At 55.2% G+C, this 19,070-nt stretch carries 17 protein-coding genes; 5 read left to right on the top strand and 12 right to left on the bottom strand.

Annotation, left to right across the window (positions count from 1 at the left end; all coding sequences use genetic code 11):
- Positions 1-51 precede the first annotated feature (51 nt).
- The gene (locus ACFQW4_RS14235) at positions 52-987 is read left to right on the top strand and encodes a glycosyltransferase family 2 protein (protein ID WP_110868109.1); all 936 of its coding nucleotides are present in this window, start codon (positions 52-54) and stop codon (positions 985-987) included.
- A gap of 44 nt (positions 988-1,031) precedes the next feature.
- Here ACFQW4_RS14235 and ACFQW4_RS14230 read toward each other — a convergent pair whose 3' ends face one another.
- The 5 genes from ACFQW4_RS14230 to ACFQW4_RS14210 form a co-directional block, all read right to left on the bottom strand.
- Positions 1,032-2,279, bottom strand: coding sequence for an O-antigen ligase family protein (locus tag ACFQW4_RS14230; protein ID WP_217549996.1), 1,248 nt, complete (start codon positions 2,277-2,279; stop codon positions 1,032-1,034).
- Entirely contained in the window at positions 2,280-3,248 is a 969-nt protein-coding gene (locus tag ACFQW4_RS14225; protein WP_101762332.1) for a glycosyltransferase family 8 protein, read from the bottom strand.
- 197 nt (positions 3,249-3,445) lie between these two features.
- Complete coding sequence (locus ACFQW4_RS14220; RefSeq protein WP_137385009.1) at positions 3,446-4,360, bottom strand: substrate-binding domain-containing protein; 915 nt, start codon at positions 4,358-4,360, stop codon at positions 3,446-3,448.
- An 85-nt stretch (positions 4,361-4,445) separates the two neighbouring features.
- A complete protein-coding gene (locus ACFQW4_RS14215) occupies positions 4,446-5,225 on the bottom strand; it encodes a TIM barrel protein (RefSeq protein WP_110868111.1) in 780 nt (259 codons plus the stop codon).
- Positions 5,225-6,244, bottom strand: a complete 1,020-nt coding sequence (locus ACFQW4_RS14210) for a Gfo/Idh/MocA family oxidoreductase (RefSeq protein WP_377725899.1) — start codon at positions 6,242-6,244, stop codon at positions 5,225-5,227. Before ACFQW4_RS14210 ends, ACFQW4_RS14215 begins: the two co-directional genes overlap by 1 nt.
- A 197-nt stretch (positions 6,245-6,441) precedes the next feature.
- Between ACFQW4_RS14210 and ACFQW4_RS14205 the strand changes: the two genes are divergently transcribed.
- On the top strand, positions 6,442-8,397 hold the full coding sequence (locus ACFQW4_RS14205; RefSeq protein WP_101762336.1) for a sigma-54-dependent Fis family transcriptional regulator: 1,956 nt from the start codon (positions 6,442-6,444) through the stop codon (positions 8,395-8,397).
- 109 nt (positions 8,398-8,506) lie between these two features.
- Here ACFQW4_RS14205 and ACFQW4_RS14200 read toward each other — a convergent pair whose 3' ends face one another.
- The 3 genes from ACFQW4_RS14200 to ACFQW4_RS14190 are packed head-to-tail and all read right to left on the bottom strand — an operon-like array spanning position 8,507 to position 11,797.
- The gene (locus ACFQW4_RS14200; RefSeq protein ID WP_377725897.1) at positions 8,507-9,190 is read right to left on the bottom strand and encodes an SDR family NAD(P)-dependent oxidoreductase; all 684 of its coding nucleotides are present in this window, start codon (positions 9,188-9,190) and stop codon (positions 8,507-8,509) included.
- The gene (locus ACFQW4_RS14195; protein ID WP_377725895.1) at positions 9,187-10,374 is read right to left on the bottom strand and encodes an exo-alpha-sialidase; all 1,188 of its coding nucleotides are present in this window, start codon (positions 10,372-10,374) and stop codon (positions 9,187-9,189) included. Before ACFQW4_RS14195 ends, ACFQW4_RS14200 begins: the two co-directional genes overlap by 4 nt.
- A 1-nt stretch (position 10,375) precedes the next feature.
- Positions 10,376-11,797: a sodium:solute symporter family protein gene (locus ACFQW4_RS14190; RefSeq protein ID WP_101762339.1), complete on the bottom strand. Its 1,422-nt coding sequence runs from the start codon at positions 11,795-11,797 to the stop codon at positions 10,376-10,378.
- Positions 11,798-11,988: 191 nt separating this feature from the next.
- Between ACFQW4_RS14190 and ACFQW4_RS14185 the strand changes: the two genes are divergently transcribed.
- Positions 11,989-12,282, top strand: a complete 294-nt coding sequence (locus ACFQW4_RS14185) for an isocitrate/isopropylmalate family dehydrogenase (protein WP_377725893.1) — start codon at positions 11,989-11,991, stop codon at positions 12,280-12,282.
- Positions 12,283-12,296: 14 nt separating this feature from the next.
- On the opposite strand, the gene ACFQW4_RS14180 is transcribed toward ACFQW4_RS14185, so the two are convergent.
- The 4 genes from ACFQW4_RS14180 to ACFQW4_RS14165 form a co-directional block, all read right to left on the bottom strand.
- Complete coding sequence (locus tag ACFQW4_RS14180) at positions 12,297-13,625, bottom strand: glycoside hydrolase family 28 protein (RefSeq protein ID WP_377725891.1); 1,329 nt, start codon at positions 13,623-13,625, stop codon at positions 12,297-12,299.
- A 79-nt stretch (positions 13,626-13,704) separates the two neighbouring features.
- Positions 13,705-14,520 carry a carbohydrate ABC transporter permease gene (locus tag ACFQW4_RS14175; protein WP_101762341.1) on the bottom strand — a complete coding sequence of 272 codons (816 nt, stop codon included), beginning with the start codon at positions 14,518-14,520 and terminating at the stop codon, positions 13,705-13,707.
- Positions 14,520-15,392 carry a carbohydrate ABC transporter permease gene (locus tag ACFQW4_RS14170; RefSeq protein ID WP_101762375.1) on the bottom strand — a complete coding sequence of 291 codons (873 nt, stop codon included), beginning with the start codon at positions 15,390-15,392 and terminating at the stop codon, positions 14,520-14,522. Before ACFQW4_RS14170 ends, ACFQW4_RS14175 begins: the two co-directional genes overlap by 1 nt.
- 59 nt (positions 15,393-15,451) lie before the next feature.
- Positions 15,452-16,795, bottom strand: a complete 1,344-nt coding sequence (locus ACFQW4_RS14165) for an ABC transporter substrate-binding protein (RefSeq protein ID WP_377725889.1) — start codon at positions 16,793-16,795, stop codon at positions 15,452-15,454.
- Between the two features lie 528 nt (positions 16,796-17,323).
- On the opposite strand from ACFQW4_RS14165, the gene ACFQW4_RS14160 reads away from it, so the two are divergent.
- Together ACFQW4_RS14160 and ACFQW4_RS14155 are read left to right on the top strand one after the other, a co-directional pair.
- The gene (locus tag ACFQW4_RS14160) at positions 17,324-17,923 is read left to right on the top strand and encodes a GNAT family N-acetyltransferase (RefSeq protein ID WP_336769150.1); all 600 of its coding nucleotides are present in this window, start codon (positions 17,324-17,326) and stop codon (positions 17,921-17,923) included.
- A 13-nt stretch (positions 17,924-17,936) separates the two neighbouring features.
- Positions 17,937-19,028 carry an ABC transporter ATP-binding protein gene (locus ACFQW4_RS14155; protein ID WP_137385000.1) on the top strand — a complete coding sequence of 364 codons (1,092 nt, stop codon included), beginning with the start codon at positions 17,937-17,939 and terminating at the stop codon, positions 19,026-19,028.
- Positions 19,029-19,070 lie beyond the last annotated feature (42 nt).

Raw genomic sequence — 19,070 nt, 5'->3', positions numbered from 1 at the left:
GAAAGCGATAGACTTGTTAGCAATGAATGCTCTCAGAACATTAACGGATAGATGCTAACTATGGATTCACCTTGCACTCTCAGCGTCCTGGTCACGGCTCACAATTGCGAAAAATACATTGTTGAGACGTTAAACAGCCTCAAAAAGGCCTGCTCTGGCGTTGAGGATGCGGTCGAGGTTGTGTTGGTGAATGACGCATCCACAGATAACACCAGCGCGTTGCTGCACAGCTTTGCCGCTTCATTCAGCCAGGTGAAAATCTTTGACGTGATGTTCCGTAACATCGGCAAAGTGAGAAATTTCGGCGTCAGCAAATGCAGCGGCCATTTTGTCACGATGCTGGATGGTGACGATCAGCTTTTGCCGAACTCTTTTGCTGACATCGTGCAGTTTTTGCAGGCGCAACAACCCGATATTCTGCTGGCGCCGCTGAATGAAATTTATGAAAAGAAGACCAAACTACAGCAGTGGAAAGGTTTGCAGGTCAACGCCTTGTCGCAACATCAGGTGATTGAAAAATTCCTCATCCATCGTGATATTCAGGCGCATTTTATCGGTCAGTTTATTAAACGCTCGCTGTTGGAAGATAACCATTTCCCTGACTTCAGTTGCTACGAAGATGCGTATTTATTCCCCTCGATTCTGAAAGCCAGTCAGACGATATTTTTAGCGAAGCAGAGCCCGTATCTCTATTTCAAACGAGAAAAAAGTCTCTCCAGCGCGCTGGATGCCGATAAAATATCGATGCTGATCAAAGCCACGCAACAGATGGATAATGTGCTCGGTGAAAGCTACCGCAACCTGCTCGCTTGTCACTGGATCAATCTGGCGCATAAGTTTTATCCGCTGATTAACGATGAACATGAGAAACAGGTGGTGAAGCAGGCGATTGAAAACGTCTCTTTCGTTTCATTTTTGCTGGACAGTAAAGTCAGATTTAGTTTGAAGAAAAAATATCTGAGAATGAAATTGCGGAGAATGAACTGAAGCGTTGAGAAAATCGGTCGCCTTCAATGGCGACCTGACAAATATTAGATATGCGTTCGGGGCTTATGCTGCATCAGCGCATAGCTCATAATAATCGATGCCATCAGAATAAATACTGAACTGCTTTGAATCCATACGGTATCAGTCAAACCGAATATAAAAATGGAAACAGGAAGCAGCGCAACATCCAATGCCCGACGACGTATTGCCGCCACAATTAAACCGACATAAAAAAGAATCAGGGTGACAGCACCCGCGATACCTTGCAGCGAAAGCGTTTCTAAAAAATCATCGTGCAAGTGATACATCACATTTTTATAAGCCTCAGGATTAGCGCGTTCATAGGTTTTAATATAAACGCGCGCTTTATCCGTTCTGTCATCCGGACTTTGCCCCAGCAGCGACCAGGAAACGCTGTGATAGCCACTTTTCCAGATCGAGAAGCGCGCACCAATTGAGGTATCATTATTTTTCTGATAGCTGTCTATTTCGTTCTGGATGTTGTCCAACCGATGCATAATGGAGCTGGGCATGAAGAACAGCCCCCCCGCAATGCAAAGAACTAAAATCACCAGCGAATATTTTCCTGCCCAGCGATGAACCAGATAAAAACAGAGCAAGTATAAAACGGGCAGCACCAACACCGCCGCACGTGACTCAGTGAGGAACATCAGCAGCATATTCACCACAAAGATAGCGGTGAACAGCAGAATTTGATTAAGGCGGCGAACTATCACCTTATTCACAATAAACAGGGCAGTTAATGCTAACGCCGTCATCAGGTATGAAACGGTACCGGCTGAATCTGTGAGTAATTTGATGCGTTGCTGCGTCTGAGCATGTTCGTACCAGCCGGCGCCCAGCGTCAGCAGCAAACCAAAAATTAACAAGCACACGCTAATGCGCAGGACTTTCGCTGACAAACAGTGACGCCACGCAATGAAAAAATAGCTGACAAAAGCGGAGATAATGAAAAGTTTACCGCCCTGAAAATAGTTATCCACTACATCGCTAAAATAGGCATCGGCATAAATACGCGACCATATTACCCTGACTATGCCCAATAATAGAATGGGAATAGCGACGATGAAAGCACTCTTATCGATAATGAATTTTCTTTTTATTCCCTGGGCCAGCAGAAAAAATAGCGTTAAATAACCCACCAGATAAAATGTTTTCTTAGGATATGCGGGGATAACTAACGAGGTCGCAAATGCCAGGGTTAACAGCAGAAAGCACAGCTGATAAATATTGCTTTCGGTTAACAGCGGCTTTAAACGTAAAGTCTGCACTCAAAAATACCTCATTTTAAAATACTTAATGCGCCAATAGAGTGCCGGCATCCATTGATGACTACGGAACAAAAATTTGTACATTCTCTTCGCTTGTTGCGCGTTTTTCGGTGTTTCAAAAGAGACGTCGGCTAATGGTGAAATCTGATAAAGATCGCGATAGTAATGGCCAACGTGCTGTTGATTCCACCGCTGCCAGGGTTTATCGGCACCCGCATAATGCAATAAGCAGGTATTTTTCGGCACATCCTGTGTATAACCGCTATCATCGTGTGAGAGCATATTGATGGTATTAAAGCGCGTTTCCGTAAATATCACACGATCCTCAAGCAACGTATTCAACGCATCCTGATCGAGATACTGGAATTGTTTTCCCTTTTCGCTAAGCAAATTAAAAGCGCGTTCACTGATCTGCTCGCGGTTCCACTTTTGAACATCAATCAGCATCATGCCGGCATTAAAATAGCGCTTTCCACGCAAGCCCACCTTTTCAGCCAACTGCGGTTGCAATGCCTGAATCTCGCCAACCACCAAGGCAATAACGTCAGCTGGCATGGCAATCTGCCATAATTCATCAAGAGGATTCAGACACACCATATCGGCATCGAGATAAAGCAATTTAGTGGCATGCGGCAAGATAAGCGGAGCGAGAAAACGATAATAGGTCGCGCGAGTGAACAACTCTGTGGTAGGGAACGCGCTAAACAAACTATCCTGAATATGATGCAGCGTTAACCCATGTGGCGATCCAGCGAATATTTTTTCCAGACGCGCAGTATCAACTGCAGATATTTCCGAAGAGATAAGATGAAAGTGATAACGAACATCATTGGCATGCTTGATTATCGACATGATGGTAATCAGCGAGTGGCCAATGAATTTACCATCAACACCAAAAAAAATATGCCGGTCGCTGTGCGCGGGAAAAAGGTGCTGAGAATTTATGGTGTTGAGAATCTCTTTATCCATCCTGCACTTCTCTCCGGTCGAACGCATGCGTTCTGTTAATGCATCATGCCTGAGCAATCATTAACCAGAGACAATTCTGGTTGCAGCCGGAGTTTATCAGTCAGAGTTAGGCAAATAAAGCGAAGTGGAGGAGGAATAAATCGGGTTTCCAGCGTAAAACTCTCCTGCGAGCAGGAGAGTTTTGGTAAATAAAAATGTTATTTCGCCGCGAACTGCGCATAGTTCTCAGGCGTGATGGTTTGATACGGAATCCAGTTGAACTCCTGCACTTTCTGCTTCTCCAGCAGCGCTTTAGTCACCTGCACCGCGCCGGTCGCCTGCCCTTTCGCGTCCTGGAAAATGGTCAGCGTCATTTTGCCGTTCTTCACGAACTGCTGACCATCCGGCGTGCCGTCGATACCGGCGACCAAAATCTTCTCATTTTTCGCCTGGTTGAGCGCCATGATGGCACCAATCGCCATTTCATCATTATTCGCCGCGATAGCGTCAATCGGGCGCTGATTCAGCAGCCAGCTCGATACCACATCCACCGCTTCGTTGCGCTGCCATTTGGCGCTCTGCTTTTCAATCACCTTCATATCTTTGTATTTGGCAATCACGGCTTCCACCGCGCGGGTGCGTTCACGCGCTTCTTCATTCGACAGCGCGCCCATCAAAATCGCCACGTTGCCTTTGTAATTCATCTTCTTCGCCAGCGCTTCCATCTGCATTTCTCCGCCCAACGCCGAGTCTGAACCAACATACGCCATGTCGCTTGGCAGTTTCACTTCTGGCTTACGATTGACGAAGATCAGCGGAATGCCGGCATTTTTCGCCGCGGTAATCATTGGCAATACGCCTTGAGTGTCCACCGGATTGAGGATGATGGCATCGACACCCTGATTAACAAAATCATCCACCTGCTGCACTTGCAGCGCGACATCGCCTTTGGCATCTACAAACTGGCTATTGAGCTGGTTAGCTTTCAGCTCTGCCTGCATCTGGGTGCGCAGAATCGAGACGAAGTTGAGATCGAAGTTCGCCAGCGCGACGCCGACGGTGAAGGTTTTAGCGCTCACGCTCAGGCTGAGCAGCAGCGCGCAGAGGCACAGCATCACATTTCTGATGTTCATGGGTTAGTCCTGTAGAGTTGAGATATTATTATTTATTTCATCGAGTTAACGCCGGGCAACAGGCGAATACCCGGCGGTGGAACCGTTAAAGCGTGAAGTGATCGCGGAACTGCTGCAGCGCGGCGCCACTTTCGCCGCTGGCCCAGCCTTCCAGCGCCACGGTGCCCTGATAGCCAACATCGTGTAACGCACGGGCGATGGCGCGATAGTTAATCTCACCGGTGCCCGGCTGCTGACGCCCCGGCACATCGGCCACCTGAATCTCACCTATCGCCGAACCACAGCGACGAATCAGTTCGATCAAATTGCCTTCGCCAATCTGCGCGTGATACAGGTCGAGGTTCATCTTTAGCGCCGGGCTGTTAACCGCTTCCACCAGCGCCAGCGTGTCGGCCGCCAGCGCGAACGGCGTACCGGGATGATCAACCGGCAAGTTAAGGTTCTCCAGCGTGAAGACGCGTCCGGCGCGCTCGCCCAGCTGCGCCACTTTGCGCAGCGTATCAGCCGCTTTCAGCCACATCGCGCCGGTCACCACGTCAACCGGTTTGACCGGCAACCCTTTGTCATCCAGTCCGGTACCGTGCAGGTTCAACGCCGGACAGTTGAGCCGCTCGGCCACCGCCAGCGACGCTTCAGCACTTTGCAGCAGTTGCTGAATCTCATCATCATCGGTCAGGTTGCCGCTGAGGTAGCCGGTCATCGAGGTGAAACGCGCGCCGGTCGCCGCCAGCGCATCGATATCTTTGTTGGCCCAGCCCCAGATTTCGACGCCAAAGCCCAGTGCATGAATGCGTTTCACGCGCTCGACAAAAGGCAGATCGAGAAACACCATTTCGGCACACACCGACAGCTGATAACCGGCCATTAGCGCGCTCCCAGTTTGATGGGTTGCTGCTGCTGCACCGAGTCGATACAAGCCAGCGCGATTACCAGCGCGTTGCGTGCATCTTCACCGGTAGCGCGCGGCGTTTCGCCACTGCGAATGCAGCGGGCAAACTCGGCCATCTCCGCCACATAGGCTTCGCGCAGCAGGTCTGAATCCATGCGTGAGGTTTCAATCGTGATGCCATCCTGGTGATAGCGCACACAGTTGTTAACGTTGATGTGGCCCGCCTGCAGCATGCCTTTGCTGCCGAACACTTCGCCGCGCACATCGTAGCCGTATACCGCCTGGAAGTTGGCTTCAGCGGTGGCGATCGCGCCGTTATCAAAGCGGATGGTAACCACCGATGTGTCGAGCAAGCCTTTGTCTTTGAAATCCGGACGCACCAGCGCATCGGCCAGCGCATAGACTTCCACCGGCTTCGCGCCAGGGTTGAAGTGCAGCAGCGTGTCGAAATCGTGGATCAGGGTTTCAAGGAAGATCGTCCACTGTGGGATGCGCGAAGGATCGTGCAGGCCCGGATCGCGCGTCAGCGATCGGCTCAGCTGCGTGGTGCCATTTTCACCCGCTTTCACCGCGGCGATCGCTGCAGCAAAGCCGGAATCAAAGCGGCGGTTAAAACCGACCTGCAACACCACGCCGGCCGCTTTCGCGGCAGCAATTGCACGATCCGCCTCTTCCAGCGTCACCGCCATCGGCTTCTCACAGAACACATGTTTGCCCGCCTCGGCGGCAGCGATCACCCATTCGGCGTGCGTGCGCGCCGGTGCGGCAATCGCCACCGCCTCAATTTCGGGATCCTGCAGCAGCGCATGCAGATCGTTATAGGCTTTAGCGACGCCGAGCTTATTGGTCAGCGCGTCGGCCGCGCCCGGTTGCGGATCGGCCACCGCTGCGAGGATCGCACCCGGCACGCGCCAGGCCAGGTTTTCCGCGTGGAAGCTGCCCATGCGTCCGGCGCCAATCAGGCCGACGCGTACTGGCTTAAGATGAAATGTCATGACCTATTCCTTATTGTTTTGGATGTGCTCATTCGAGCGTAGGGATGTGCAATCGGTAGTGCAAAGGCGATGCCAACTGCAATCCGCCGCTTTATGTGAGGCATAACACAGATATAGCTCACAATCTGGCAACAAAATTTACATGTCAACTTCACATGTCAATAAAATGGACATTCCATATCGTTCAGGAGTGTCACATGCGTGCCAGTGAGCGTTTGCCGTTTAAAGATGAAAGCGATCCGATCTTCAGCTTGCCGGACAGCGCGGAGGTGGGCGAATGGGATACGTTGTTGTGGCAGGGCTGGCACAGCTTCGAACGCGGTGAACAGCCCGGCTGGATGCGGCACAGCATTTTGCAGTCGTGGCGGCGATCGCAGCAGCGCGCGATCGATCCCGCCACCTTTGCCTATGTCTCGCCACCCGCTGCGGAACTGGCGGCGATCCTTGAGCACAATGCCGAGTTGATCCTCGCGGCGCGCAGCATCATGGAAAACCTGCTGGCGTATAACCCGGATGGCCACATCAATCTGACCGATGCGCAAGGCGTGACGCTGCACTTCTGCGGCGCGGATCTGACGCCGGTCGGCAGCATCCTGCGCGAAGAGGTGCTCGGCACCAACTGCACCGCGCGCTGCCTGATTGAGCAGCGGCTGGTGTACGTGTTGAGTGGCGAAAACTGGAAGCTGGATCTGCGCAAACGCCATCGCCAATGTGCTGCCGCACCGGTGCGCGATGCCAGCGGCCAGCTGCTGGGCGTACTCACGCTGACCGCCACGCCTGACAACTTTAATGCGCATACGCTCGGCACGGTGCAAGCGGCAGCCGAAGCGGTTGGTCAGCAGCTGATGCTGCGCCGTTTGCTAGCCGAGCAGCAGTCGATCCTCGAAACCCTGAACGAAGGCGTAATCGTCTGCGATCGTCACGGTCGCATCAAAACGCTGAATCGCTATGCGCGCCAGATCTTTAGCGGCCTCGATCCCAGCGCTGGACCGATCGACGTGCTGCTGCAACCGCAAGGCGGATCGCTGCTCACCATGCCGTTCTGCAATGACCGCGAGCTGCAATTTATGCCGGATGGCGTGCATCCCCTTTCCTGCCTGATTTCGCTGATGCCCGCGCCAGACGGCGGCCGCGTGCTGTCGCTGCGCGAGAATCAACGTATCCGCGCCATTACGCGCCGCGTGATGGGCGTCGGCGCCAGCTACACCTTTGAGATGATTCGCGGGCACGCGCCGCGCGTGCTGCAAGCGATTCAGAAAGCGCGCGCAAGCAGCCGCAGCGACAGTACGGTGTTATTAACCGGCGAAAGCGGCACCGGTAAAGAGCTGTTCGCGCAGGCGATTCACAACGCCAGCCCGCGCCAGCAGGAAGCCTTTATCGCGCTGAACTGCGGCGCATTGCCACGTGATTTAGTGCAGAGCGAACTGTTTGGCTATGTCGACGGCGCTTTTACCGGATCGCGACGCGGCGGCTCGGCGGGCAAATTTGAGCTGGCCGATGGCGGCACCTTGTTCCTTGATGAGATTGGCGAGATGCCGCTCGAAGCGCAAACCAGCCTGCTGCGCGTGCTGCAGGAGGGCGAAGTGGTGCGAATCGGCGCGGCCCATCCTATCAAGGTCAACGTGCGCATCATCGCCGCTACCCACTGCAATCTGTTGGATGCGGTGGAAAAAGGCGCGTTCCGCCGCGATCTCTACTATCGTCTGAATGTGATTTCGCTGGAGATCCCGCCGCTGCGCGAGCGTCAGGAGGATATTCCCGGCCTGGTGAATACCTTTATTCAGGCGCTCTGCACCCGGCTGAAGCGCATCGCGCCGCAGCTCTCCGCTGAGGCGATGCGCTGTTTACAGGCGTGGCACTGGCCCGGCAACGTGCGTGAGCTGGAGAATCTGGTCGAGCGCATGGTGAATTTGTGTGAAGGGTTGGAGATTGAGCGCCACGATCTGCCGGAAGAGATGGTGCAGCGTAACGCGCCTGTCGCCAGCGAATTGACCTCGCTGCAGGAGAATGAGCGCCAGCATGTGATGCAGGTGGTGCGTGAGCAAAAAGGTAACCTGCGCCAGTCCGCGCAGCTGCTGGGGATTTCACGCACCGCACTGTATAACAAGCTGCATCAGTGGCAGGTGGATGTGGCGGGATTGCGGCGCGGTTAGGTGCGACTTGTTGCCCTCACCCCAGCCCTCTCCCACTGGGAGAGGGAGTTAGTCGGTGCACTATTCAATTCTCTCTCCCTGTGGGAGAGGGTTAGGGTGAGGGAAAAAACTACAACGACGCCCCACCACAGATCACCAACTCCTGCCCGGTAATCGCATCGGCGGCAGGCGACAGCACAAACCCTGCCAGCGCCGCCACTTCCTGTGGCTTGATATAGCGCCCCATCGGCGGCAGCTTTGGGGGTGAACTGGCGCGGCCGGGCTGCAGCAGCATGGGCGTCTCCGTCGCCCCCGGCGCAATCACATTCACCGTGATGCCTTTGGGTGCCAGTTCCGCCGCCCAGCTGCGCGCCATGCCCACCATTGCCGCCTTGGTGCTCACGTACTGGCTGCGATTCGCCGCGCGGCGTGACGTACGGCTGCCAATCAGCAAGATACGATCGCCCTGTGTCATCTGCGGCTGCAAGACATTTGCCATTATCTCCGCCACCTGCACGTGCAGGTACCACAAATGCGCGCTCTGCTTCTCATCCAGCTCACCGAGCGGCGCAGCCGCCATCATGCCTGCGGCATGCACCAGCGCATCCACCTTCGGCAGCGCCAGTAGCGCCTGCTTCAGCAGATTGGCATCCAACAGATCCACGCTGACCGAGGTGAACGCTGGATGATCGTTCTGCACCGACGTGCGGCTAAAACCGGTCACCTGCCAACCTTGTTGCAACAGATGATCGGCGATGGCGGCGCCTATGCCAGAGCTGACGCCCGTCACCAGCGCGTGTCGCTGCCTGCTCATCCTTTCACCCAGCTTTCATTGACGCGCACATATTTAATCGCCTGACGAAAATAGGTGTAAGCCACATGCAGCGCGCCATCGTCACTCTGTTTGATGCTCGGATAGGAGAACTCGCGGTTAAGCTTTTGCTGCGAATTATTGGTCATGCAGTAGCCGTCGCCCTCGTCGAGATTACGCTGCCATGGCCAGCTTTTGCCGCCATCGGCGGAAATCGCCAGCGTCATTGGCGCGCGGGGTGCGCCCCAAAACGCGCTGCGTCCGCTGTGCACCAGCGGCTCTGCCGCCACCGCCACATCGCCGTCATCCTCTTCATCTTCGATTTCGTCATACAGCGATAAGCGGCGCTCGCTGGCATCTCTGGCGCTCATGGCATTAAACACCAGCGCCAGATGGCCGTTGTGCAATGTCGTGACCTGAATCGACGAGTTGTTGTTTGGCAAGTCAGTCGCCAGCGGCGCACTCCAGCTTTCGCCGCCGTCGATCGAACGACTTTGATAGATGAAATCGGCCCAGCGGCTGCGATACAGCGCCAGTAAGCTGCCATCCTGCAGCAACGTGATGTTCATATGCACGCAGCCCAGGCTGTCTGGCACCGCCACATCGCGCCAGCTTTGGCCTTTATCACTGGAGATTTTCACCGCGCTGATATCGTCGTTACCCACCCATTTCACGCCAGGCTGAGTTCGGCAATAAAACACCGGCAGCAGCCAGTTACCGTTTGGCAGCACCACAATCGGCTGGCGAATAAAGGTGCCGGGCTGATCGAGCAAGGTGTCGATTGCCCCCCAGCTGCGGCCAAAATCGCGTGACTGACGATAGCGCACAATCGCTGTGTCCTGATTGCCGGATTTCTGCGCCGTCCACAGCAGCCAAAGCACCTGTTCAGGATCGAGGAACAGCAGCGGATTTTGCTCCGATCGCGTGGGATCGTCAGAGAGTTTTTCCGCCTCGCTCCACTGTGTGCTGCCGCTTTTCAGCCGCGAGCACCACACAGAAATATCGGCGATCCCTTCCTGCGTGCCGCCAAACCACACACACAGCAAGTCGCCATTGGGTAGCGGCAGCAGATTCGCCGCATGGTTCTGCGGGCAGACCGAAGGCAGCATCGCCGTGAGCTGTTGCGCATCCTGCGCGTGCGGATGGAGGTTACCGCTGCGTTCAACGGTAAGGGTTAAATCACTCATTTCAGGCTCCACTGTTTTGCATTGAAGATTTCGGGGCTTTTTTCACATGGGTTTGGCTTGAAGGGATCAGGCGGTCAATCACCATGATGACCGCCGGCGTGATCAACGCCACGTACATGTTGTTGATACCTAATGGATCGCCGAGCAGATACCACACTGACGTCATGACACACGCACCAATCAGGCCTGCATTGGCGCCGCGCGTGCTTTTAAAGAACGGCAGGTAAAAGGCAATGATTGCCACCACTGAAATCGACAGCCGAATAGCGCGGGTGAAGAAGGAGAGCTTCAACACTTCCGGCACGAACAGCACGAAAATCAGCGGCAGGAAACCGATCAGCAGCGACAGCCAGCGCGTCATGCGGAACTCACGCTCCGGCGTCGGATTGCGATAGGGCACATAGAAATCTTTTACCACCAGCGAGGCAATCGCCAGCGCTACGGTGCTGACGCTGACAAAGATCGACGCCACGAGTGAGGTGGTGACAATCCCCGCCAGCCAGGGACTCATGTCCTGCAGGAACACCGGCAGCGCATAGAGACTTTTAATATCCGGATGCAGGTATTTCGCCGCCACGCCAATCAGCGCGATAGCAATGGCAATCGGCATGCAGAAGAAGAACGCCACCCAGGTTGCACGTTTGGCGGACTCGGCACTTTTGGTCGAGGCAATCGCCTGAATCACAAACTGAGTACAGAAGATCGAGCCGATAGTACCGATCATCCAGGCGAAAATAGTGCTGCCGCCAACGTTGCCGTCCCACGTCCAGTAGAAATGCGGCATCTCTTTAATCATTGGGCTGACGCCGCCGGTCATGTGCAGGGCCACGCCGAGAATGATCAGAATGCCGATATATTTCAGTCCGCTGTGCAGCAGCGTGACCCAGGCGATACCTTTCATGCCGCCGAACATAAAATAGAACGTACTGACGATCGCGGTGATCACCGCAGCGGTAGTGAGATCGAGGTTGAGCACCGTTGAGATCGCCGCCGCACCGCTAACGTAGTTACCGACGTTAACCAGCAACAGCGCATAGATCATAATCAGCGAGATGATGTTTTTGGTGGAGTTGCCATAACGTTCAGCGATCGCCGCAGAGATGGTGATTTTACCGGTATTGTAGATGCGCTTTACCAGCAGAAAACCAAACAGCGGGAAACCGATAGCGGCACCAATCACCGACCATGAAGCGGCAAAGCCATCTTCGAAAGCTGCCTGAGCCGTACCGATGGTGGATTTGGCGCCGATGTATTCCGACATCAGCATCACGCCCACCACAAATGCCGGCATCACATTGGAGCCAGCCATAAAGTCGCCGCTGTTTTTACTGCGCAGACGCCAGGTGAGCCAGGTGGTGAACAGGATGTACGCAATGACAATCCCGACGATAATCACCATCCCTTCTGTAGAGAATTGTTTCATTTCAGCCTCATCGATAACGTAGGGTCGTGGAACGCGCTGGGCTTCACGCGTCCCGTTGATGAGGTGGCCAATGTTGTTATTCACCGTGTCTACGCACTTCGCCACCCCACTTATGCTTATGATTCATTTCGCTCAAATAAGAATGAATTTACGCATATTAGAGGCGTTTTATAGGCTAAACAGGGCTTAATTTGTTTGATGTTGCTCACAAAGCATCAAATATGATTACAAGTAATCAAAATCAACGCATTTATTACAGCGCCTTTGGATCGGCACCCGACATCGCGGGTAAAGGGGTGACCAACCCGATTGGTCAGATTTGGAGTGGCGCGATGATGCTGGAGCACCTCGATTACGCCGAAGCGGGCGCAGCGGTGTTGGATACCATCGAGCTTACGCTGGCGGCGGGCAACAGCCTGACGCGCGACCTCGACGGCCGCGCGTCAATCGAGGAGCTGGGCGCGGCTATCGCTGCTGCGTTGTAACCTCCAGGCGTGCCCTAAAGAATCTGCACTGTTTCCGCATGCCAGCCGTGGGGCAACGGCTGCGGGCGCGTAATCACCACGTTATGCAACTGCAGATTCTCCACGCCGCGCGCAAACACGCCCGGCAAGCCATCCGGATAGGCGGCAACACCGTACGCTAAGCCCGATGCGCTATCCAGTTTGTACGCATTGTCCAAACCCATGCCGGTCGGCGATTCGGGATTACACGGCGGGCGCACATCGTAATGCCCTTGATCCGCAGCTGCTGCTAGCATTTGCCGCAGCTGCACATTCGCCAGCATCACATCACGAATCTGTCCCGGTTGTTCCGCATGCAGGTTAATTGCTCCTTCCATCACACCGCTGACGTTGCTGAATTGCAGTTGCTCAATGCTGCCCGGCGCTATCGCCGGATCGCGTGCGCGCACTGAAACAAACAGCGCATCGGCTTTACCCCAATGGCACGGCGGCGCGTGGCGGCAGGCCAGCGTGATATTGCTGAACAGCAAACGGCGGAACTGGCCGCCATCACGCGACAGCAAGCCAATCGCGCGGTTGGAATCAAAGAGGGTGCAGCCGGAGACGGTGACATCTTCCACGTCATCGAAGGTTTCGGTGCCGATTTTGAACGCGCAGCTGTAGGAGCGCAGCAGGCAGTTGCTGATCATGATTTGTCGCGCGGCACGTCGCAGATGCGCGGGTTTTTGGCTGGTTTTGATGCAGATAGCATCATCGGCCGCGCTCAGATAGCTGTTGCTGACAAACACCGCTTCACAGCTGTCGATATCCAGCGCATCGGTGTTCGGCATGCTCATGCTGTTATTGATGGTGAGATGGTCGACATGTACATGGCGGCAACTCACCAGATGTACCGTCCACATCGGCGCCTGAATGATGGTGAAATCTTGCAGCGTCACCTGCTCGCAATCCTCAAACACCACGATGCGCGGGCGCTGAGAACGTGGCAGGCGATAACCCTGCTCGTCCTTTTCCGCAGCAAACCACGCATCGCCGTTACCGTCGATCACCCCTTTGCCACTGATGCTGATATTGCGCTGTCCGACGGCGTACAGCAGCACATGCTGCGACAGTTCAGCCTGGCTCTGCGCCAGTTGCTGCTGATAATCCTCAACGCGTGAGCTGGCGAGCAACGTGGCGCCCGCTTCAAGATGCAGATTAATGTTGGATCCCAGCGTTAGCGTGCCGAGATGATAGCGGCCAGGCGGCACTGATAAGGTGCCGCCGCCGCGCGTTGCCAGATGATTGAGTGCGCGCTGGAAGCAGTGTGTATCCAGCGTTTCGCCATCGGCGATGGGATAGAAATCAGCCAGTGAAACGTGCATGCGGTTCTCCTGAATAGCGGCGATGCGCTATTGCAGCACGCGCCGCATGACCAAAACCTTTTGCTGGTGGACAAGATGGTTATTTCACCGCGCCTTCGGTGACGCCGCTGATAAATTTGCGCTGGAACACCAGGAACACCGCCACCAGCGGCAGGATGACAATCATCGCGCCCGCCATCAGCACCGGAATATCGATGGTGTTTTTATTCTGGAAAAACATCATGCCGATCGGCAAGGTGCGCAGCTCATCTTTATTCACCAGAATCAGCGGGATAAGGAACTCGTTCCACGTCCAGATAAACAGCAGCAGCGCCAGCGTGGACAGCGTTGGCCAAATCGCCGGCACCAGCAGGCCCCAGAGAATTTTGCGGCGTGAGGCACCATCCATCACCGCCGCTTCCACCAGCTCGCGCGGCACCTGCTGCAACGCGGTGGCAATCATCAGCGTGGTAAACGGCAGCGACAAGGCAATTTGCGGCAGAATCAGCGCCAGATAGGTGTTGGTGAGGCCCATCCAGCGCAGCTCGTGATAGAGCGGAATAATAAAGGCTTCACTTGGTAGCACCATGCCAAGGCCCAGCAGCGCGGCAACCACCGTTTTGCCGGGGATCTTCAGCCAGGCAAAACCGAATCCCGCCAGAATGCCGAGCAGGATGCTGCAGATCACTACCGGAATCACCACCAGCACCGAATTCATGAAGTAGACGTTGAAATGTCCCTGCTGCCACGCGGTGATGTAGTTTTTGAAATTGAGCGACGAGGGCAAGGTAAACACGCCCTGAAATAGCTCCATCTGGGTTTTGAACGAGGTCATCAGCGCCATTAAAAACGGCAGGATGGTCATCAACGCGACAATCCAGATCAGCGCGCGTGAAACAGTTGGCGTGCCGCGCATCAGTGACGCTCCCGTAGACATAGATGAATTAAGCCGTTGATCATTAAAACAATAAGCATACTGAACACCGCCACGGCGGAGGCATAGCCGAAGTAGTGCAGGTCAAAGCCCTGCTTATACATAAAGATGTTGGTCACCATAGTGGACGTGCCCGGCCCGCCTTGCGTCATCACGTAAACCAGATCGAAGGCTTTCAAGCTGGCGATCACCGTCAGCAGCAGCGCGATACGCAGTTCCGGACGCAGCGACGGCAGCGTAATGCGCATAAATTTCTGCCGGCGTGATGAACCATCGAGATCGGCCGCTTCCAGCAGCGACGGATCCATGCGTTGCAAGCCCGCCATAAACAGCACCAGGCAGAAACCGAAGAAGTACCAGGTGGCGACAAAGCCGACCGCGGGTAGCGCCCAGGTAAAATCACCCAGCCACGACTTCGCCAGCTGCGGCAAACCCACGGCGCGCAGGAATTGATCGATAGGGCCAAACGCCGGGTTATACAGCCAGCGCCACACCACGCCGAGCACCGCCATCGGCATGATGTACGGCAGGAAGAAGAGGATACGCAGCACGCTGCGCTCTTTGTTATTGCGCGTCTCATACAGGAAGCTGCACAGCAGCAGTCCAACGCCAATTGGAAAGAGTGTGTAGAACAGCATCAGCAAGGCGTTATTGCCGAGCGCCACCCAGAACACCGGATCCTGGAACATGCGCAGATAGTTACCCATGCCGATGAAAATCGGCCACGAGGTGCCGTCCCATTCGGTGAAGCTGATCCCTAACGAGGCCAACAGCGGCATCAGCAGAAACACCGCATACACCAGCACCGCGGGCAGAAGATAGAGCGCATTGCGCCAGGCAGATTTATTCAGCATAACCGTACTCGCTTGCGGGCCTGTTCGCGGCCCGGCCACTTATGCCGGGCCGTACGTCATCAGTGCTTGAGGGTTTTCAGGTAACGTTGATAGTTGTTATCGAAGTTGATCACCATCTGGTCGGCGGTTTGACGTCCCGCCAGCAGCAGCTGCACATTCTGATTCAGCTCGGCGTTCATGGTTGGCGTGGCCCAGTCGAGATAATGGCCGAGACCATCGTTGTCATTTAGCGTCACCCACACCTGATACGCTTCTGCCAGCAGCGGGTTATCCGCCGGAATCTGCGCATTTTTGCTGGTGCCGGCCGGCAGGAAGCCCACTTTCAGCCAGCGGTTCGCCATCTCATCTGAGACGATGTAATCGATGAACTTCGCTGCGGCATCCTGCTGCGCTTTGTCTTTGGCGGTGCTGGTGATGGAGAACGCCAGATCGGTGCCACCCACCATCAGCGGATGCTGCACGCCCTCGCCCGCTGGCATCGCAGCGAAGTGCAGATCTTTGTTGTCTTTAAACTGGCCGAGATACCAGGTTCCGCTCACCAGGAACGCTGCCTGACCGTTCTGGAACAGGGTCGCGGCATCGTCGTGCCCAATGCCCTGGAAGCCGGGGAACAGATAGCCTTTGTCGTTCCAGCCTTTCATCATATTGGCGGCTTTCACCAGCTTGTCGTCTTTGAACGTGCCGCCCACGTCGTAAATCAGATCGTCGAGTTTTTTCCGGTCGCTGCTCTCAATCTGCGCTTCCCACAAGGTGCTGAGCAGCTGCTGGCCCATGTTGCCGTCGAGCAGGCCGAGCATCATCGGCGGTGTGCCAGCGGCTTTGAGTTTCTCCATCGCCTGTTCGAGTTCCGGCAAGGTTTTAGGCACCGCAACACCGGCTTTATCCAGCAGCGCTTTGTTGTAGTACAAACCCACTATCTCGCCGAGGCTCGCTACGCCGTAGAGTTTGCCGCTGCCGAAATCTTGTTTATCTGACCAGCGGTTACGTTTCAGGATTGAATCCGGGAAGCGCGTGGTCCAGCCGTAAGTTTTGGCGTAATCATCCAGCGGCCACAGCAGCTTGTCTTTCACCAGCGAGCCCATATCGCCGCCGCCCTGATTCACTTGGGCGATTTGCGGGCCGTCACCGGCGGTCAGCGCCAGCTTAAGCGGAATGCGCGTGTCTTCGAAGGAGTGCACCGAACGCTGAATCACAATGCCCGGATTCTTTTGCTGGAACGCTTTTACCGCTTCATCCACCGCTTCGGTCTGCTGCGGATAGTTGTAAATGTCCCACTCATTCAGGGTAACGGCCTGCGCGGCTGCCATGGTCGCACCGAGCAGAATCCCGGCGGAGACCAGACGCGACACCGTGCGCAGTGAGCTTTGCAAACGGGAAGGACGATTGGTTGAATCACACATCATGCTCGGTTTCTCCAACAGATGACTGGCATCCCTTCATCTCGACACCTGCGATTCCCGGCAGGTTGATTCAGCAGCGACAACGCACATAATTCATACTTACTTTATGCACAAAAGAAAGTCAAACATCACCACTGCGGAATTTTTGCTCTGTGATACAGTGCAAAGAGTAAGAAGAAAAGCCGCCAGAACAGCAGAGGATGCTGCGATTCAGCGCGCAAACCGGACAGCGTTGCGCAGTAAAGCCTGAGCATCAGTATAAATCACTCAGCCAGGCAAGCTGCTTTAACATACTGATAGAGCATACGAAAATCCTATAGTTATCATCACAGCAATAGGTAAGCGAAAGGCAATGTGCTTTCAACCAGCGCTCATACCGACGTTGCGCGTGAGTTTGTCAGCCGCCCAGTCATGCTTTGTGGTTATAGTTCGCATCAGCTTTGTGCGCCAGCGCAATTATTACACCTTGAAAACTAAGTCGGCTTTCTTTACCGTAAAATCTGTTCATCTCCTGACCACAGAGGCTCCACCATGACGGCTGAAGGTGTTATTCGTCGCGCCAGCGAGGCAGATTTTCCCGCCTTGTCGCGCATCTGCTTAGAGACCGCCAATGCCGGCACCGATGCCAGCGCGCTCTACTCCGATCCCGTGCTGCCAGGCCTGCGCTTTGTCATTCCCTACGCGCGCTTTGCGCCCGAATTTGCTTATGTGCTGGAACAGCACGGCGAGGTAGTCGGCTACGCGGTCGCCGCGCCCGATACGCGCGCCTTCGAAGCAAAGTTGAATACTGATTGGTGGCCACAGCTGCAACAGCAGTATCGCGATTACGCGCCGCAGGCGCCGCTCGACAGCAAAGTGCTGGAAGCGATTCATCAGCCCGATGCGGCAGCGGATCAGCTGGTGACGCAATGGCCTGCGCATCTGCACATCAATTTGTTACCCGCCGCGCAGCAAGGTGGCTGGGGGCGCAAGCTGATTGAACAGCTGCTACACGATCTGCGTGCTGCGGGCGTGCCGGGCGTTTATCTCGGCGTCAGCCTGCAGAACGAGCAGGTGTGCGGCTTTTATCAGCGCCTTGGCTTCACGCCGATTGTGCGCAGCAACGCCATTTATATGGGCCAACTTCTCTGAGTCGAGGCATCGCATGACCAGCCTGCATCTGCAAAACGTTAAAAAGTCCTACGAAAATGTAAACGTGATTCATGGCATCGATCTCACCATTAACAGCGGCGAATTCGTGGTGTTTGTCGGCCCTTCCGGCTGCGGGAAATCTACGCTGCTGCGCATGATTGCCGGGCTGGAGGAGATCACCGACGGTAAGTTGCTGATTGAAGGCGCCGATATGACCGATCAGCACGCCACCGAGCGCGGCATCGCCATGGTGTTTCAGTCCTATGCGCTCTACCCGAACATGACGGTGCGCGGCAATCTGGCCTATCCGCTGGAAGTGATGAAGCGCCCGAAAGCGGAAATTGAGCAGGCGATCAAACAGACTGCGGCGCGCCTGCATCTGACAGAATTTCTTGACCGCTTACCGCGCGCGCTGTCCGGCGGACAGCGGCAACGTGTGGCGATTGGCCGCGCGATAATCCGCCATCCGCGCATTTTTCTGTTTGATGAGCCGCTGTCGAACCTCGATGCCGAGCTGCGTTTGCAGATGCGCATTGAGATTGCTCGCCTGCACGCTTCGCTGGGCAACACCATGATCTACGTGACGCACGATCAGCTGGAGGCGATGACGCTGGCGGATCGCATCGTGGTGCTGCGTCAGGGCCGCATTGAGCAAGTCGGCGCACCGATGGCGCTGTATCGCGATCCCGACAACCTGTTTGTCGCCGGGTTTATTGGCTCGCCGAAGATGAATTTCCTCACTGCCGAAGTGGCCGCGATCGCGCCGGGCGCGGTGCAGTTACGCGTGCCGGCGCTGGGCATTAATCAGCTTACGCTGCCGATCGCCGCGTCGTGCCGCGAAGGGCAGAAAATCACGCTGGGCGTACGTCCAGAGCATTTCCAGCCAGTGAGCAGCAATGAGGATGCCCTAAGTTTCAGCGGCGAGTTGTCGTTTAGCGAGATGCTGGGACACACCAATTATCTCTATCTCGATATCGGCGAAGAGAAGCTGCTGGTGATTGAGGAGCGTAACGTGGCGGAACACGCGATTGGCGAGCGGCTGAGTTATCAGCTGCGTGCCGAGCATTGTTTATTGTTTGATGAGCAGGGTTTGCGACTCAGATAAGGTAAAAGCCGCATCTTTTCGTCGCGGCGCGATAAATCGCGC

Source organism: Pantoea sp. GCM10028869 (assembly GCF_042666835.1).
Taxonomy (GTDB): Bacteria; Pseudomonadota; Gammaproteobacteria; order Enterobacterales; family Enterobacteriaceae; genus Pantoea; species Pantoea leporis.
The sequence above is the reverse complement of the archived record's forward strand: the minus strand, read 5'-3'. Positions and strand labels throughout refer to the sequence as shown.

Excerpts from the sequence above, each read along its gene's own strand:
- ACFQW4_RS14235 (WP_110868109.1), top strand. The coding sequence starts at position 52 with ATGCTAACTATGGATTCACCTTGCACTCTCAGCGTCCTGGTCACGGCT.
- ACFQW4_RS14225 (WP_101762332.1), bottom strand. The coding sequence starts at position 3,248 with ATGGATAAAGAGATTCTCAACACCATAAATTCTCAGCACCTTTTTCCC.
- ACFQW4_RS14220 (WP_137385009.1), bottom strand. The coding sequence starts at position 4,360 with ATGAACATCAGAAATGTGATGCTGTGCCTCTGCGCGCTGCTGCTCAGC.
- ACFQW4_RS14215 (WP_110868111.1), bottom strand. The coding sequence starts at position 5,225 with ATGGCCGGTTATCAGCTGTCGGTGTGTGCCGAAATGGTGTTTCTCGAT.
- ACFQW4_RS14210 (WP_377725899.1), bottom strand. The coding sequence starts at position 6,244 with ATGACATTTCATCTTAAGCCAGTACGCGTCGGCCTGATTGGCGCCGGA.
- ACFQW4_RS14205 (WP_101762336.1), top strand. The coding sequence starts at position 6,442 with ATGCGTGCCAGTGAGCGTTTGCCGTTTAAAGATGAAAGCGATCCGATC.
- ACFQW4_RS14200 (WP_377725897.1), bottom strand. The coding sequence starts at position 9,190 with ATGAGCAGGCAGCGACACGCGCTGGTGACGGGCGTCAGCTCTGGCATA.
- ACFQW4_RS14195 (WP_377725895.1), bottom strand. The coding sequence starts at position 10,374 with ATGAGTGATTTAACCCTTACCGTTGAACGCAGCGGTAACCTCCATCCG.
- ACFQW4_RS14190 (WP_101762339.1), bottom strand. The coding sequence starts at position 11,797 with ATGAAACAATTCTCTACAGAAGGGATGGTGATTATCGTCGGGATTGTC.
- ACFQW4_RS14180 (WP_377725891.1), bottom strand. The coding sequence starts at position 13,625 with ATGCACGTTTCACTGGCTGATTTCTATCCCATCGCCGATGGCGAAACG.
- ACFQW4_RS14175 (WP_101762341.1), bottom strand. The coding sequence starts at position 14,520 with ATGCGCGGCACGCCAACTGTTTCACGCGCGCTGATCTGGATTGTCGCG.
- ACFQW4_RS14170 (WP_101762375.1), bottom strand. The coding sequence starts at position 15,392 with ATGCTGAATAAATCTGCCTGGCGCAATGCGCTCTATCTTCTGCCCGCG.
- ACFQW4_RS14165 (WP_377725889.1), bottom strand. The coding sequence starts at position 16,795 with ATGATGTGTGATTCAACCAATCGTCCTTCCCGTTTGCAAAGCTCACTG.
- ACFQW4_RS14160 (WP_336769150.1), top strand. The coding sequence starts at position 17,324 with ATGACGGCTGAAGGTGTTATTCGTCGCGCCAGCGAGGCAGATTTTCCC.
- ACFQW4_RS14155 (WP_137385000.1), top strand. The coding sequence starts at position 17,937 with ATGACCAGCCTGCATCTGCAAAACGTTAAAAAGTCCTACGAAAATGTA.